The 16,270-nt window shown below is 42.5% G+C and carries 13 protein-coding genes; 6 read left to right on the forward strand and 7 right to left on the reverse strand.

Annotation, left to right across the window (positions count from 1 at the left end):
• Positions 1-12: 12 nt before the first annotated feature.
• Both H6G97_RS23185 and H6G97_RS23190 read right to left on the reverse strand, forming a co-directional pair.
• Positions 13-879 (reverse strand): calcium-binding protein, encoded by an 867-nt coding sequence (locus H6G97_RS23185; RefSeq protein WP_190942993.1) that lies wholly within the window; start codon positions 877-879, stop codon positions 13-15.
• A gap of 96 nt (positions 880-975) precedes the next feature.
• The gene (locus H6G97_RS23190) at positions 976-2,235 is read right to left on the reverse strand and encodes a glycosyltransferase family 4 protein (RefSeq protein WP_190942994.1); all 1,260 of its coding nucleotides are present in this window, start codon (positions 2,233-2,235) and stop codon (positions 976-978) included.
• A 151-nt stretch (positions 2,236-2,386) separates the two neighbouring features.
• Here H6G97_RS23190 and H6G97_RS23195 point away from each other — a divergent pair, with 151 nt between their 5' ends.
• Positions 2,387-3,154: a DUF429 domain-containing protein gene (locus tag H6G97_RS23195; protein WP_190943004.1), complete on the forward strand. Its 768-nt coding sequence runs from the start codon at positions 2,387-2,389 to the stop codon at positions 3,152-3,154.
• Between the two features lie 37 nt (positions 3,155-3,191).
• Positions 3,192-3,335 (forward strand): DUF29 family protein, encoded by a 144-nt coding sequence (locus H6G97_RS23200; RefSeq protein ID WP_190942995.1) that lies wholly within the window; start codon positions 3,192-3,194, stop codon positions 3,333-3,335.
• 223 nt (positions 3,336-3,558) lie between these two features.
• Here H6G97_RS23200 and glgP read toward each other — a convergent pair whose 3' ends face one another.
• Both glgP and H6G97_RS23210 read right to left on the reverse strand, forming a co-directional pair.
• Entirely contained in the window at positions 3,559-6,123 is a 2,565-nt protein-coding gene (gene glgP / locus H6G97_RS23205) for an alpha-glucan family phosphorylase (RefSeq protein WP_190942996.1), read from the reverse strand.
• A 662-nt stretch (positions 6,124-6,785) separates the two neighbouring features.
• On the reverse strand, positions 6,786-7,109 hold the full coding sequence (locus H6G97_RS23210; protein ID WP_190942997.1) for a hypothetical protein: 324 nt from the start codon (positions 7,107-7,109) through the stop codon (positions 6,786-6,788).
• A gap of 553 nt (positions 7,110-7,662) precedes the next feature.
• Here H6G97_RS23210 and H6G97_RS23215 point away from each other — a divergent pair.
• From H6G97_RS23215 to H6G97_RS23230, 4 genes are all read left to right on the forward strand, one after another.
• Positions 7,663-7,827: a hypothetical protein gene (locus H6G97_RS23215; protein WP_179063512.1), complete on the forward strand. Its 165-nt coding sequence runs from the start codon at positions 7,663-7,665 to the stop codon at positions 7,825-7,827.
• 726 nt (positions 7,828-8,553) lie between these two features.
• Positions 8,554-9,249 (forward strand): acyltransferase, encoded by a 696-nt coding sequence (locus H6G97_RS23220; RefSeq protein ID WP_190942998.1) that lies wholly within the window; start codon positions 8,554-8,556, stop codon positions 9,247-9,249.
• Positions 9,250-9,765: 516 nt separating this feature from the next.
• Positions 9,766-9,882 (forward strand): photosystem II reaction center protein I, encoded by a 117-nt coding sequence (locus H6G97_RS23225; protein WP_190943005.1) that lies wholly within the window; start codon positions 9,766-9,768, stop codon positions 9,880-9,882.
• A 136-nt stretch (positions 9,883-10,018) separates the two neighbouring features.
• Positions 10,019-12,970: a DUF3769 domain-containing protein gene (locus H6G97_RS23230; RefSeq protein WP_190942999.1), complete on the forward strand. Its 2,952-nt coding sequence runs from the start codon at positions 10,019-10,021 to the stop codon at positions 12,968-12,970.
• Here the strand turns inward: H6G97_RS23230 and H6G97_RS23235 are convergent, their stop codons facing one another.
• From H6G97_RS23235 to murJ, 3 genes are all read right to left on the reverse strand, one after another.
• The gene (locus tag H6G97_RS23235; protein ID WP_190943000.1) at positions 12,971-13,273 is read right to left on the reverse strand and encodes a hypothetical protein; all 303 of its coding nucleotides are present in this window, start codon (positions 13,271-13,273) and stop codon (positions 12,971-12,973) included.
• 222 nt (positions 13,274-13,495) lie between these two features.
• The gene (locus tag H6G97_RS23240; RefSeq protein WP_190943001.1) at positions 13,496-14,008 is read right to left on the reverse strand and encodes an outer membrane beta-barrel protein; all 513 of its coding nucleotides are present in this window, start codon (positions 14,006-14,008) and stop codon (positions 13,496-13,498) included.
• 296 nt (positions 14,009-14,304) lie between these two features.
• Positions 14,305-15,909 (reverse strand): murein biosynthesis integral membrane protein MurJ, encoded by a 1,605-nt coding sequence (gene murJ / locus H6G97_RS23245; RefSeq protein ID WP_190943002.1) that lies wholly within the window; start codon positions 15,907-15,909, stop codon positions 14,305-14,307.
• Positions 15,910-16,270 lie beyond the last annotated feature (361 nt).

Below are 16,270 nucleotides of genomic sequence, written 5' to 3' on the forward strand. Positions count from 1 at the left end.
CTAAAATTAAATTTACTTATCTGCTAAACCTACTTGTCCACCAATTAGCCCCAGAAATCCTGTTCCAGAATGCTGAATCTCCAAAAAACTTGCTTGCTCCGGTGAGGTTTTGTAAACTCGGAATGTTTTCATGATTCCCAAAGTAGCAGCACTTTCTAGAGGCCCAACAAAGCTGATATCCCGGTCAAGAAAATAACTTTGATTAGCCCAATGAGCCATCTGATTTGCATTCAAAAAATAGCAGCCTGCGTGAGGGTTCAAGGCACGACAAAAGGTAATTGGTGTATTCAGAATTGTACCCTTGAGTTCTTGTTGCTCCTGCACATTTTGAAAGGAAGCAGTTACTCGCAAAGCTAAATCCCCATCAATGTAAGCTTTATGAACCAAACCGTAAGGGGAAACTTCATAACGATTTGGCTGGAGCAAATTTAAATCACCAGCTTGTTGGGTAAACCAATTTAATTTTATAAAAAACCAAGGATCATGGATAATTAGGTCATCTTCGAGAAAGCAGTAGTAATCATACTGACCGAGACAACTTTGTAAAACAGCTTGACACTCAAACCCTAGAAGTAGAGGTTCTACATTAGTAGAGTAATGCTTATATAAATGAGATGGTAACGAAAGCTGATTCAGGAGATGATTATCTTGGGTTGTACAAATAACAATATCTATTTCGTGACACTGTGGCTGATTAACAGGGAAAGCTAGTCGTTGAGCAATGTTAATGATACTTTGAGATTTACCAAATAACTGGTGTAAGGCGGTAAGGCTTTTAATTAACGCTTGCAGCCGGGGTTGTGGGTCTTTGCGCTGAGAAGCATGGCGACCTTCATTGGTAGGTTTGAAAAAATGGGCAATGGTAAAAATAATTCGCATTTTAAATATTGCTCTTTTATTTCTTTGTCATTAGTCATTAGTCATCTGTCCTTTGTTGGTTGTAACTAATGACCAACTACTAATAACTAATGTCATCTAACTTCTAGCAAATCCTTTAGAATTTGGGCGCTTTTTCAAACTATCAGAAATTTTACCAGCGAACATCCATTGCAAATGCTGTGGTAAAAGTTTCGCTAAATCATAACGCTTCAAAATTGTCTCTCGCGCATTCGCACGAATTGCTTGCATTTCTTGAGGATGATTCAGCGCATCTTCAACCCTATCAGCAATATTCTGGGGAGAAAAGAAATCTACCAAAAGTCCATTTACTCCATCCTTTATGACCTCCAATACTGGCAAAGTGTTAGAAGCTACTAGCAAACATCCTGCTGACATTACTTCTAACATTGACCAGGATAAAACAAAAGGACGGGTTAAATAAATATGAGCAGACGAAGCTTGCAAAACTTGAAGATACTCATTGTAAGGAAGCCTATCTGTAAAATGCAGCCTTGATAAATCCAAAGATAATTTTTCCAACATTAATTGTTTATAAGTCTGACCATTAGGGAGATTCTTTCCATAAGCAACCCGATCTTCTCCTACAACTACCACATGACACTTAGGTCGTCGCTGCTGAAGTAGCGCCACTGTTTCCATAAACTGCGGAAAACCTCTGTAAGGTTCCATCCCGCGCCCCACATAAGTAACCAACTCTTCCACATGGGAAAGATCGAGATTTATTCTTGGTAAAACTAACTTTGCGCCTAGTTTGGGAACAAAATATTTGGTATCAACACCATCATGAATTACAGTGAGTTTGCTATGATATTCTTTGGGAAACTGGTGACGCTGCCAATTCGTCGGAGAAAGACCGCGATCGCAGCTATATAAATCAGTCAAAATCGGCGCATTTTTGACGCGGATACGGCATTCATCATCAGCATTCAATGGTTCATTAGGATCAAAATCTGCATCCGAACCGTGAGCATGATAAAACCACTCGAAATAACATAATAATTCTGCTTTGGGGAAAATATCTTTCATAAATAAAGTCGGCCCCCAACCAGAATGCCCATAAACTATATCGGGAACGAAACCTTCAGCTTTTAATTTTTCTGACACGCGATAGACAGCCTGTGCAGTGAGAACAGCATTTTCCAGGTTGCGAACGTAATGGTGGGTTTGGGGAGCAGCTTCACGAGAAGGAGTATAAATAGCTTTAAAAACGCCAGGGATTTCGCCTTCACGACGATTTGTCCCAAAGACGACTTGGTGATTAGGATCTTTACCTAAAACTATCGCTAAGTTGCGAAATTGTGAGGGAAAATTGGGATGTAAAAATAAAATTTTCATAGGAATAATCTTGATTAACTTATTGTCAGATAAAATAAATTAAGGCAAGCTGCTTAAGATTATAAGATTATTTCCCACGATTTTTAGCAAGTAAATTTAGGTAAATGGTTGCCCGAAAGTGCGAAAATAATCGCAAATTCGTGTTATGACCATGAAATTTATTGGCATTGATTTAGGCTGGAAATCACAACCAAGTGGACTATGCTCTTTAGAATGGATAGATGGCCAACTGCAACTACTTGATTTAGACCGCAAAGAAGCCATTGCAGACATACTAACCTGGATTGATCAAAGCGTACAACCAGATGAACCAGCCATCATCGCCGTAGATGCACCTACCCTCATACCCAACGCTACTGGCAGCCGTCTTCCCGACAAACTCAGCCACAAGTACTTTGGTAAATATCATGCAGGATGCTACCCAGCGAATCAAAATCTACCCTTTGCAGAACGCACCATCAACTTTGGTTTAGAGTTAGAATCACGCGGTTTTGCACATGCACCCACCATAGAACCGCAAAAACTCAGCAGATATCAAATAGAAGTCTTCCCACACCCAGCAATCGTTAACCTATTCAACTTAGAACGCATCCTCAAATACAAAAAAGGACGCCTCAGCGATCGCCGCCTAGAACTAATCAAACTCCAAAATTATCTTTTCAATATCCTCCCCTCTCTTTCTCCTCCTCTGCGCCCTCTGCGCCTCTGCGGTAGCCTACGGCAAGCCGCTGGTGCGTCTACGTTTCTTCTTGAAATCCCCACCACAGGCGCAGCCCTCAAAGCAACCGAAGATAAACTAGATAGCTTAATTTGCGCCTATGTTGCCGCTTATTGGTGGTATTGGGGAGAACAACGTAATTTAGTATTAGGCGATCGCACCACTGGCTACATTGTCATCCCTCAAAGAATGTTAGCCTAAAATTGTAATATGGTCAGATTTAGCTCAAGGAGGTTTTATGCAAGGAGTTAATTCTAACTTGAGTTTAAAACAGCTTTATGAAATTGATGATTATCTCTGGTTAGAGGAAACAATCAAACTATTGAAAGCTAACCATTTAGAAGAATTAGATTTTAAATCAGCATTATATCACCAGGTGTAGGGGCACGGCAATGCCGTGCCCCTACGAGTGTACTCTTCATGAGGCATTTGACGAGGCGTTCCGACTTTCTCTCCTGCATCAATTTTCTTCTCAAGCTCTTTAATAGAAATATTGTTCATAGATTTTTCTCTCCCGTCTCGTACTTTTCCAATAAGTAAATAAAAAGCGTTGCTGATTTTTTAGCAACGCCTAATCTTGAGTATTCAATAATTACTCACTACTCTTATTGTGCCCAAGCAATCAACCTTGGTTCATAAGGATTAGCTAAGTATTGATTTTTCGGCAATACACGCAAAGACAAGCCTTGCAAACCAGAAGCGGTATAAGTGATATTACCCGTGTAAATACTCAATTGCTGTCCATCCTCGCCTTGGTAATCCATCACCACTGGCACAGCATTGACAATATCACCATTGGCATCGATTGCACCTTGATATAACTCCACCTGCACATCATCATTCGTCAAAGTTGCTAAGTCAACCTTGGCTTTAACAGCAACGGTTTGGTTAACCTCAATGTCTGAAGCTGCCGATACGTCAATATCTTTGATTTTGATGTTGAACCAGTGTTTGCCCAGTTTTTCTTTCCAAGCAGCTAGTTCTTTGGCTGGGGCATAGTTATCAACAGTCAGGGTATGATAGCGATCGCTAGCCGGGAAATAAGCTCTTTGTGCATATTCTCCTACCATCCGCGCTGTATTAAAGAATGGACAATTCAATCGAATTGCATCCTTCATTTTGGCAACCCACGGACGAGGCAAGCCATCACTATCACGGTGTTCATAAAATAGCGGTACAACTTCCTTCTCTAACAATTCGTAGAGAGCATTTGCTTCTACTTCATCTTGATAGTTGGGATCGTCGTAATTCTCTCCATGTCCAATCGCCCAACCTGTGCGGACGTAATCAGCTTCATCCCACCAGCCATCTAGTACACTTAAATTTGGCAAGCCATTCATTGCGGCTTTCATGCCACTGGTACCAGAGGCTTCCCGTGGACGACGCGGTGTATTTAACCAAATATCGCAACCCGCAACCATCAACCGGGAGATGTGAATGTCGTAGTTGGGGACAAAAACGACCTGCTTTTCTAAGTTTTGTTCGCGGATAAAGTGATTAATCTCGCGGATCAGTTCTTTACCGGGAATATCCTTAGGATGTGCCTTACCAGCAATCACAAATTGCACTTTCCGGTGTTTATTAGCAAGCAAAAGCCGCTTAATGCGATCCAAATCACGCATCCAGAGGGTGGCGCGTTTGTAGGTGGCAAACCGACGGGCAAAGCCAATGGTGAAAGCGTAAGGATCTAAAACTTCTTGTGCCTGGATAATTTCGGAGGCGGAAGCGCCGCGATCGGTCAAATGCTTGACCAAATGCTCTCGCACATACAAAATCATATCTAAGCGGCAGCGTTCGTGATTGCGCCACAATTCTTCATCGGGTATGGCGTCCATCCGATCCCACAATGGGCTATCTGGTGGTGCTGATGACCAGTTGGGCCCGAGGTAGCGATCGTATAACTCTTGAGTAGATTTCGCAACACAACTCCGAGCGTGAACACCATTAGTAATTGCTGCGATCGGGACTTCCTCTACTGGCACATTTTGCCACAAGCCCTGGAACATTTGCCGCGACACCACACCATGCAGTTGGGCGACACCATTAGAAAATGTTGCCATCTTCAGCGCCAGCACCGCCATACTGAAAGGCCCAGATAAATCGCCTGTATTCTCGCGCCCCAGCCCTAAAAATTGCTCTTTCGGCAACCCAAATATCTCTGCATAGTACCCCAAGTAGTGCAGCATTTTGTCAGGAGCGAACAAGTCAATCCCTGCTGGTACTGGCGTGTGGGTAGTAAAGATATTACTAGAAGCCACCACCTGTTTAGCTTGGGGATAATTCAGTCCCTCTTCCTGAATCAGCAAGCGGATGCGTTCTAGGGCAGAGAAGGCGGCGTGGCCTTCATTCATGTGGTAAGCGGTGACTTTCAGCCCCAAAGCTTTAAGCATTTGCACACCACCGATCCCCAGCATAATTTCCTGGTGGATACGCATATCGATGTCGCCACCATACAACTGGTCTGTGATGTCGTGGTCGTAAGTATTGTTTGGTTCAATGTTGGTGTCCATCAAATACAGGGGAACCGTTCCTACCTGTACGCGCCAAACTCTGGCATACACCTTGCGCCCTGGATAATCCACCGCAATCCGCAGTTCTGAACCGTCGGCATTGCGCTCTAGATGCAAGGGCATATTGTAAAAATCGTTGAGCAGGTAGCGTTCTTGCTGCCAGCCATCGGCATTGAGATACTGGGCAAAGTAGCCTTGCTGATACAGTAAACCTACGCCCACAAGGGGTAGCCCCAAGTCACTGGCAGATTTGAGGTGATCCCCCGCCAGAACACCCAAGCCCCCAGAATAGACGGGCAAACAATCTACAAGTCCAAATTCCGCCGAAAAATAAGCGTAGCATTCCTTTGGTTTCTGCTCCCGCTGTTTCTGATACCAGGTGCGCTCTTGCAAATAATCGTCTAACTGTCGGTCAGCTCGATCCATTTGCGCTAGAAAGCCTTCATCCTCGACAACTTCCAGAAGCCGCGATTGAGAAATAGTACCCAACATTAACACTGGGTTATGATGGCTAGACTCCCACAGGTCAGAATCTAAGCGACGAAATAAATCTTTAGTGTCAACGTTCCAATCCCAGTGCAAGTTATATGCTAGCCGCCGTAGTGGTTCGAGCCGCGGCGGTAATGAAGGTGATACGTTAAACGTGCGAATTGGCTGCATAGGTTGGCAAAACTCCAAGTTTAGCTATGGTTATTGTTTACTCTCTTTACCAATGTTGCCAATTCTTTATACTGTATTTTGTGAAAAAGCGATGACTTTGTTAAGCATTGAGAATTTTTTTAACCTAGTTGCTAAAGTTTACACCAAGGCGTTTCTAATTCTATGCGTTACTCTCAGCCATGTACTTGGTATATTAAGATTTAATCATTTACTGGTATCTATCACTTAAAAAAATCTAGTTTTAAATAAATAATTTATATTTATTTTACTATTGCTTCCGGGGATCAATTCTAGAGTGTTGGCTGAGAGTGAAAATTCCTTATAGCTGCTTCTAGGAAAGTAAAATATTTAATTATTTTTTAAAAAAATTTCTCTATCAAAAAAGTAGGGTAGCACAGCTGTGTTACCCTACTCTGTGGTTAATTATTTTTTCTTTACCTTACCTGTACGTAAACCGCTATATGTAATTCTTCGGTTAAGACTGGTTTAAGGTTAGGCAGAGGCGTAGCCTCTCATAGACATTGCCTAAAATTGGATCGTCTAAAAACTGTACCAAGCAGTTAACCAGGAAAAGCAATGCCTGCGGCGGGCTACACCTACGCTAACTGCTTGGTATTAAATATTAGCGCTAAACCAGGAAAATAACTGAGCAACGTATTATTTTATGCACCTAGTGAAGGCTGATCTTTAGTATTTTTGGTCATCGACAGAGCTACAGCTGCTGCATACGCAATCTCCGCTGCCATTTGATAAGCAAGTTTGATACTTGATGAAGTGTCCTTGGCTTTAGGAGATAGAGAAGCTTTTTTTCGGCGCGACTCTTGTTTGACATCACCAGCTGCAATAGCTCGCTGTAAAATGATCCAGGCATCTAGGTCTTCTGAGTCATAATTACTTTGAAGCTGCGATCGCACTTTATCTTCTGCTACAACACTTAGATAGCCGCTAGTTAGAGCTTCTTGCACAATATCTTTAATTAAAGCCATAATTTGAACCAAGTGTGTGAGTTAAAACCGATACCTCAATTTGGGGAATTTAATGCTGTTTTGTGGACTTCTCCTAGAAACTAAGCTAAGTTTTAGCTTTCTCTACAATAAAATTTATAACGAGTAGTACCAAGCACGCATCACCCGCTTGGCTCACCCGAATGGGTGATATACAAATTTTCAGTAATACGGAAGAGGAAAATTTTTAGATTTTTCAAGAATAGGGTGTCATCAGTATAGTAGATATCATTCTGAATTTCACACAAGATCATAAAATTACTTGGGCAAGCAACGCTAGAAATATAAACAAAAATGCCAATGCCAAGTAACTGACGACAGCATTTTTTTCTCCTCGCCCTTAAAGGATTTTGTCTAAGTGTATAAACTTATTATAAAGTAGCGATTGCTCTAGGAAAAAAACTAACTTATTTCCATCATTCTCATCAACAAGCGACCTGACGATCTACTTATTTCATGAGAATGTTCCACTAAAAATAAAATGTGTTATCGTTGAAAACAATTGTTATTAAAAGTTATTCATGTAATTAAAAACGTGAATTGGTTAGTTTGTAAATCATCCGTGTGCAACATGATTGGAGCAGCATACTCTAGAAATTCGTTGCAAGAAAGCCGTCATAGCAGTCGGGGAAGCGCTTACTTATTTGCACCGATGGTTAACTTCAATGTGATGGCTGATGTGGGAGATAATCCACCCTAATTGGATTTGTTAGGCACAAATACCCAGAAAAATCTAACAATAATTACATTGTCATACTAGGCATAAATTTTATCTAAATTTTGAATATAGTCTAGTTAAATGTATTTTTTGTTGCAAAATAGTTTGTGAAACTGAGTTGTTTCAAGAGAATAAAGCTGCTTGTAAATAAGTGGCTTTAAGGTAAACAAGTCTATTCCTAGTTGAATAACAAGCTTTTCAAATTTGCCAGATAACCAAAACAGTAGCCAATCTAAATCAGCAAATTTCCCCATTAGACAATTTAATAGTCTGAGATTTGACCCTCTAATGCACTGAAATTGTTCCGTTAATTGCTTGCTTTGGTGAAAAATAAGCCAAACTTTTATGAATATATAGTACAAAAGTTCTAGTACAATGTAGTGGAAGTTTGCCAACCTTTAAGCAGTTGAACAACTTGTTATTAAAATGGTAGTTGGATTTACGACGTACTGTACTAGCCACTTCAAGCAATTAATTGTGCATATCAATTGAGCGATTCTACACATCTCAGTTCCAGATCGTTCACATAATCAAACTCTGGTTTTTCAAATATTGGAAAACATCTCAGAAATATGGGGAAGTTTCAGTGACACAGTTAATTTTACTTCTGTGTCAGCGGATACTGATTGATACTTTTGGTATTGCTCAGAAGATTAGGATACAGCCAAAACAACTGCCAACAATAATTGATTGAAGAGATATATAGCCATGCATAACAAGCAATACCTTTCAAAATTGCAGCGCATGCAAGAACTTTTAGTAACAACAGTGTTAGGAGATATCCCGACACTTATGCTAGGGTCAAAGTTGCGTAATTTGGGATATCGTAGTATTTTCGCCCACATAGGCAGCCAAGTATATATTCAAAATGGTGTTGAATTTAACGGTAGTTCTTGTATTGAGATAGGCAGTGGAGTCTATATTTTCAAGGGTGTGCGGATGGATGCTAGAGGACATAAAAATAATAAAATTCATCTAGGAAATAAAGTTGCTATTGAGCGTAACGTTGATATAGGGTGTTTGGAAAATACATCAATATCTATTGATGAACACACCTTTATTGCTCCCAATGTGTGTATTGAGGGACCAGGAGACATTAAAATTGGTAAATACTGCTTGATTGCTGCAAACTCAGGGATATATGCCAATAATCATAATTTTGCCGATCCGATAGAGCCGATTAAATATCAAGGTGTTACTCGCAAGGGAATTGTAATTGAAGATGATTGTTGGCTAGGGCATGGAGTAACAGTATTAGATGGCGTTACTATTGGCAAAGGCAGTGTTATTGGTGCGGGAGCAGTTGTCAATAAAGATATTCCTCCTTTCTCCGTTGCTGTAGGCATACCTGCACGAGTAATTAAAAACCGAATTAGCAAAGACTTAAGCATTACTTCAAGCTGAAAAATAAGAGATTGGCGACACTTCTCTTTGAGAGGCTGCACGTAGCTTGCTTCCACGTTCGCGTAGCGTCCCGTAGGGAAGTGGTACGACATGGTTCGACTACGCTCACCAGCCGCGGTAGTTGAGCGCAGTCGAAACTTAGTGCAGACGCTCGTGCCTCGCTAACGCTGCGCTATCGCTGGGGATTGGGGACAAGGAGAATTATTTCCTGTAACCGATACCCTCTAACCTCTACCCTTTTTTTAAGAAACTTTTGCCGTTAGTGAACGTCACAAGAGTAAACAATCTCTGAGTTATTTCTTGGGGTCATCTGAAAGTCAGACAGCTGACATCTTGCACCATTTTCAATAACCGTAAGGTAGACACTGCTAGTACCTAATCCTAAGTCCCCACTCCCAAATCCCCAGAGTCCTCTAAAAAGGGACGAGATTTGGGTAATATAAAGTAGCTATCTTTTCTGCATAGCAGATCCTGAAAGAAAAGCTCTCTTTGTTTTACCCAGTTGGAGATATTTCTATGCTGACTTTAAAAATCGCTGTTTATATTGTTGTTGCCTTCTTTGTAGCTATCTTCATCTTCGGATTTTTGTCGAACGATCCCGCTCGTAACCCCGGTCGCCGGGACTTAGAGTAAAAGGCCGATAAATCATCCGCGACTTTGGAAGACGGAAAATACTAAACGCCATAGAAACTTACTAACTTTCGCTTAGTAAGTTTCTTCCTCCAGGTAGCTTGCTCTAGGTAGCAGAAGGCAACAGTCGGAAGGCAGAATGTATGTTTTATCCTTCCCTTCGTTATTTGGCTGTTTGTTAGCCCGATTTTGCTCAAATATGCTTCATCCAGTTCTGCCACCCGATCCGCCTCCTATCGTCGAATCTTTACAAACTGTAAATCCCGCCTCATCTGCTAGTCATACTAATTTTCTTTCAGGTGTAGATACTGGAATACATGAAAAGACAGACAAATCCAAGCAGCCCAAGGTTTTGGCTCAGTTGCCAATTGCAGGTAACATCAAGAGTGATCCGCAATTGTCAACTCCCCTCAACTCAACTCAGGATGACTTGGTAGTAGCCGAAACTTCCTCTGTACCTCATTCCCCAGAAACCTTTCCACCAGAAACTTCCCCACTCGCCAATTCTGGAAGTGCTGCGCTTTTGGGGCAGTCGCTAGTCGTTGGTTATCCTACGCAGGAGGCTACAACCTCTAATCGCCAAGATAAAGAAGACACAAAGACAAGTTCGAGCGTCGGTGTACAGCGCTCGGAAATTCTCTTAATGTCGGCGTTGCGTAAACAAAAGGCTCAAAGGGAAGCTACTGCGTTGCCAATAAAAGTTGCAGCGGAGGTTTCCGACCTAGACGCAAAAAGTGAACCTGCTCAAAAACTCGCTCAGCGAGGTCTAACGACAAGCCGCTTTGCGTCTACGCTAGATCCAAACTCTAGTAATGCAGAAAAACAAACCTTTTTGGATAGTAACTTTAGCTATAGAGTTTCCCCAAATCCCCTTGTCACCAAATCTCCGCTTCCTCTTCAAATTGCCCCAAGTGTCACAAACCAGGACAAGTTAGTCGAGTCCAAGGGGGAAATTTTAGCTGAGAAGTTAATCCAACAAAAACAGCAGCCTGATATTCCTGCACAACAGTCTCCACAAGAAAAAAATATCTCTGTATCTGCTGCTGATCTAACACCTAATTCTCAATCAGTACAAAATTTTATAAAATTCAAGTCTCGTAACCCCGCAAACCAACTCTCAACGCCCATCACTGTAGAATTTAAGTCCCAAGTCCAACAACAAAGCCAAGTACCAACGCCTACACCAGAGGCTAACACCACTAATCAGCCACAAAGTCAACCTGGTACAACTGCGCCCGCTAGACCAAGAATTGTAGAAGTAACTTCCGATCGGCAAGAGTATGACGAGAAACAGCGAATTATTACAGCTGTAGGTAATGTAATTGTGCGATTTGATGGGGCGGTGGTGGATGCCGATCGCCTGCAAGTCAATTTGGACAACTTGATTGCTGCCGGGGAAGGCAACGTAACTTTAACACGGGGCGATCAGATACTGCGTGGACAACGCTTTACCTATAACTTTGTTCAAGATAGTGGGGAACTGGAAAATGGTAGAGGAGAAATTTACGTCCCTTCAACACAAACAGATTTTGCTTTCTCACAGACTGATGTAACTGCTGGTGGAGTTCCAAGACGGCCGCCAAGCGATCGCATTAGAGCCAATCAGCCCCTTTCCGGTGTCAGCAGTCCTGGAGGAATTGATTTTGCATTTGGTGGTCAGTCAGATGCGAGCAACATCGCGCCACCGAAAACAGGGGGTGTAGTCAATCGGCTCAGGTTTGAAGCTGAAAACATTGACTTCTATCCGCAAGGCTGGCAAGCAAGAGATGTCCGCATCACCAATGATCCTTTTTCGCCCCCAGAACTAGAGTTGCGTGCAGATACAGTAACTCTGACGCGAGAATCACCCTTGGTAGACCGCATCAGGACACAGAACCAGCGTTTGGTATTGGATCAAAGAATCTCCTTACCAATTCCGGTGAATGAGCGGACTATTGACCGTCGGGAGCGGGATGTTACACCTGCAATTGTCTCCCCTGGCTATGATGGAGAAGATCGGGGTGGTTTGTATATTGAGCGTGGCTTTCCAGTGATCGATACAGAGCAGACACGCTGGACGATTACGCCCCAGTTGCTAGTACAGAGAGCTGTGCAAGAAGGCACGAGTGACTTAGGCGCACTGTTTGCTGCCAAGACAAAGATAAATTCTGTTTTGAGTCCACGAGCAGTAGTTGAGGGGAGTGGGGAGTTAACTAGTTTTAACTTGGACAAGGTGGAAGATAATTTGCGGGCGAGGTTAGGATTGCGCCAGATATTAGGCGATTCCCTTCCCCACATATTAAATCTGGAGTATGGCTACCGCGATCGTTTTTATAACGGTACTCTCGGCTTTCAAACTGTCCAAAGCAGTCTTGGCGGCATTGTTACCTCTCCTGTAATTCCTTTAGGCAGGAGTGGCATCAATCTCACTTATCAGGCAAGCGCTCGATATATCAATGCCAACACCGACCGCCAAGACTTATTAGAACCATTGCGGGAAAACGATCGCATCTCACTAGGGCGTTTACAAAGCAGCGCTATCCTCAGTACTGGGGTGTTCCTATGGCAGGGAAAACCATTACCAGCCACTGCCACAGAGGGATTACGATACACGGCTAACCCTGTAGTTCCTTACTTGCAAGCAGTCGCTAGCCTCACAGGTACTAGCAGTTATTACACCAATGGTGATAACCAAAGTACTATAACTGGTACAATTGGCTTACTAGGGCAAATTGGTCATTTTTCTCGACCTTTTTTCGACTATACCGCCTTTAATATTAGTTTCTCTCAAGGCTTAAATAGCGGGTTATCACCTTTTTTGTTTGACCGCTCCGTTGATAACAAAGTGTTGACTGCGGGAATATCACAGCAAATCTATGGCCCTTTTCGCTTAGGCTTTCAGACGTCTATTAACTTGGATACTGGTATAGAAACTAGCACAGATTACATTTTGGAATATAGCCGTCGCACCTATGGCATCACCTTGCGTTACAATCCAGTGTTGGAGTTAGGCGGCATCAGCTTCCGAATTAGTGATTTTAACTGGGGTGGTGGCACTGATCCATTTTCGGAAGTTAAGCCAGTAGTAGGAGGCGTGCAACAGGATTATTAATTAGTTAATGGAATCACTCTCGCGCCGGGGAAACTTTATCGCCCTAACTTCCGAATAAGTTGATGCATTACTAGGTATTCTCAGCTTGGCATAGTCGCCGCTGAGTTGAACACATGAGGGTGGTTGGTGTAGGGTTGTACAGCACCTTTGAACTGCGGCTTGGTACTCTCGCCATTGCTTGCGGATTGAAATACTTGTTGCATTATCACCTAAATCAGAAAATTTTAGTCCCGCTCGAATCAGCCAAGATTCTACATCAGTTGTTTCACCAAGTATTTGTGAAATCTGATTAATCTTTTCCATAAGTAATCTCTTAATACGTGTATTCACAATTGCTCATTTCACTCTAAGAGAAACTTTGAATACTAACCAATATAATTTTTTCTCAAAATCATAAACAAAAATGATTAAAAAAAAGAGTTCATCTCTGAGCATGAATACTCAGAGATGACGAATGAATTAGATTACAGCTGGCAAACATCATTGCTTTAGCTTCCGATTAAGCCGTTTTCTAGCTTGTAATCACTAGAAGCGATAGCCTAATCCTGCTTGGAAGCTTACAGCGTCAGCATCACTATTTCTGTAAGCATCAATGCCCCATTTGGTATCGCCGTAGGCAATGATATTGTTGCTAACTTCTGATTCAATGCCAAGGGTGACTACAGGTGCATTCTGATTGCCTAATGGAGTTTTTTGACCTTCGTCAGTTACAAAGGAATAACCACCACCGAAGTAAACATTAGTATTTCTGGCGATGGGTGCATCGTAAGTAACTATAGGCATAATTGCAGCAGCATCACCACCATACAGCACAGAACCCCGCACTGAAAGAGGTGTTGTCGGAACGGCGTAACGTCCTTGGATATTGCCACCAAGTTGTGCTTCATCGTTTCCTTGTCCGCCACTGGTTGCACCAACCGCAATACCAGCACCGATGTAGTTACCGTTAGTACCTGCTGTTTGAGCAGATGCAATGCTGGCTGAGAGGACAATGGAAGCAACAGCAAGTGCAGAGGCAGCTAATTTTGTAAGTTTCATAGGATTCGTTCTCACTAGAATTAGGTAAAATCAATGTTCTCTAGTACTAGAATCTCTTTTTTTACAAAATGTAACCTCGCACACTTGGCTCACCCAAATGGCTGAATTATTTCTCACCCACTTGGATGTACGATATTGCTGAATCGAGCAAGAGAAAAAAAGCAAATGAATCAACGTCTAAATATTCAATAAATTGCCATTGCGATCGCAGCAAAACAACACAATCCGACAATATTAACTCCAGATTTTCTATTATTAGTCAGCAACTTCGGTGTATTCAAAAATTAAAATACTAGTTATTTCTTCAAAAAGCGTTGACGTAAACGAGATACAAAAATATTCACCTCTGGTATTTTCAGCCACGAAGCGATCGCAGCAAACACCGCAATCCCCACGAAGCCAGATACACACAACTGCAACACCAGAATCAGTAAACCCGTTTTACCTAGCAACTGCTGACAACCAACCAGTGTGCCATAGCTTGCTACCCCTGCGACTACGCTACCAGCAGTCAAACCCAAAATCGGCAAACCCCACTCACGCCAAGGTAAACCATTGAGTTTGCGATCGAGCAACCATAACAGCATCAACATTGAGCTACAATTTACACCCACTGTTGCCAACACCAAACCGGGAGCGCCAAAAGGTTTCACGAAAAACCAATCTAATACGATGTTGAGCAAGATGTTAAAAATACTGATGCGAAAAGGTGTCTGTCCATCGCCTAAAGCATAGAAAACCCGCACCAAAACATCACGCCCTAAATAGACAAACATCCCAATTCCATAAGCTACTAACAATGATGAAACTAGCTGTGTGGCTTCTGGTTTGAAAGCACCGCGCTCATATACCACCTGCACAATTGGTACAGATAGCGCTACCATCAGCGCCCCTAACGGTAGCATGGTGGAGGCAGTGAGTAAAAGCCCTTGGCGAATGCGTAATTTTAAATCTGGCCAATTTTCGGGGCCAGCAAGTTTGGCAAATATCGGTAATAGAGGCAGCAAAATGATATTAGAAATAATCCCCAAGGGAGTTTGGACTAATAAATTGGCATAGTTAAATCCTGCCGCTGCACCAGCGATTGGACTAGCAAAATAAAGGTCAGTGGCAACATTAATTGGCATCATTCCAGAGGAAATCGTTGCCGGAGTCATGATTTTGATGACTTCTTGAACGCCTGGGGATTTAAAATCAAACCGCAGACGTAATGTGCCCAATCCTAACCGCCACTGGACAATTAGTTGCACTAACCACTGGAGAATTGCTCCTGCCAAAGTTCCCCAAGCTAGCACCATTCCACCGATTAAAGCGTACTCTGGTTTAATAATGTCCTTGCCCAGTTGCATAGCCAAGATCCCAAGACCGGCGACAACGGTAATGCTGGATAATAAAGGACTAATGGAAAGTAACCAATATTGATTGGCTGCATTAAGAGTACCAAAGCCAATGCCAATTAAACCGGCAAATAAAGCCATCGGTGCCATAATGCGGAGTTGCTGAATAGCGATCGCTCTGGTTGTCGCTTCCAAACCATGACCGACTAAATCAACGATCGCATCCGCAAATAAAACTTGAGCAACTGTCACCAGTAACAGCAATCCAGCCACCAGCGTTGTCACGCTTTCCACTAAGGGAGCCGCTTCTTCTCGCCGCCGTTTGGCTAAAACGCTGATGATCGCACTGTGTAATGGCCCGTTTACACCACCGAGTAAGATCAATAGAAAGCCAGGGATAATATAGGCATAACTATAGGCAGTGGCAGCAGCACCAACACCAAATGCGGCAGCGATCGCTTGCTGCCGCACTAAACCGAAGACTTTACTAATTAATGTGGCTGCGGCAACAATGCCAGCAATTCCAGCGAAAGAACGAGAAGGTTTTTGGTCTTGTTGTGTCACGAATAATATCCAACAACTCTTGCAGAGTGCATACTTTAAAACATTTAACCCGAAATTCCGCAGTCTGTCAGGTAAATTTTGGCAAGTTATTTATTTTAAATGATTTCGTCCTACAGCCCTTTGGGCATCCAACGGCGGGCATTGGTAAAGCGATGCCTAGGTTGGGCTACACTTATGCTCAAAATTAAATTCCTGAGATTGCTATGATACAGCGAATTGCAAGTTAGTTAAATAACAATTCAAAAGGGCAGGACTTACGCAACTGGCACAATGCGAGCGCCAATTACTAGTACATAAGTATTATTTGAATCTGATTCCGAATGCCTTGTATTTGTAATAAAAGCTGGTGTATTGGAAGCAA

It is taken from the genome of Nostoc flagelliforme FACHB-838 (assembly GCF_014698065.1).
Taxonomy (GTDB): Bacteria; Cyanobacteriota; Cyanobacteriia; order Cyanobacteriales; family Nostocaceae; genus Nostoc; species Nostoc flagelliforme_B.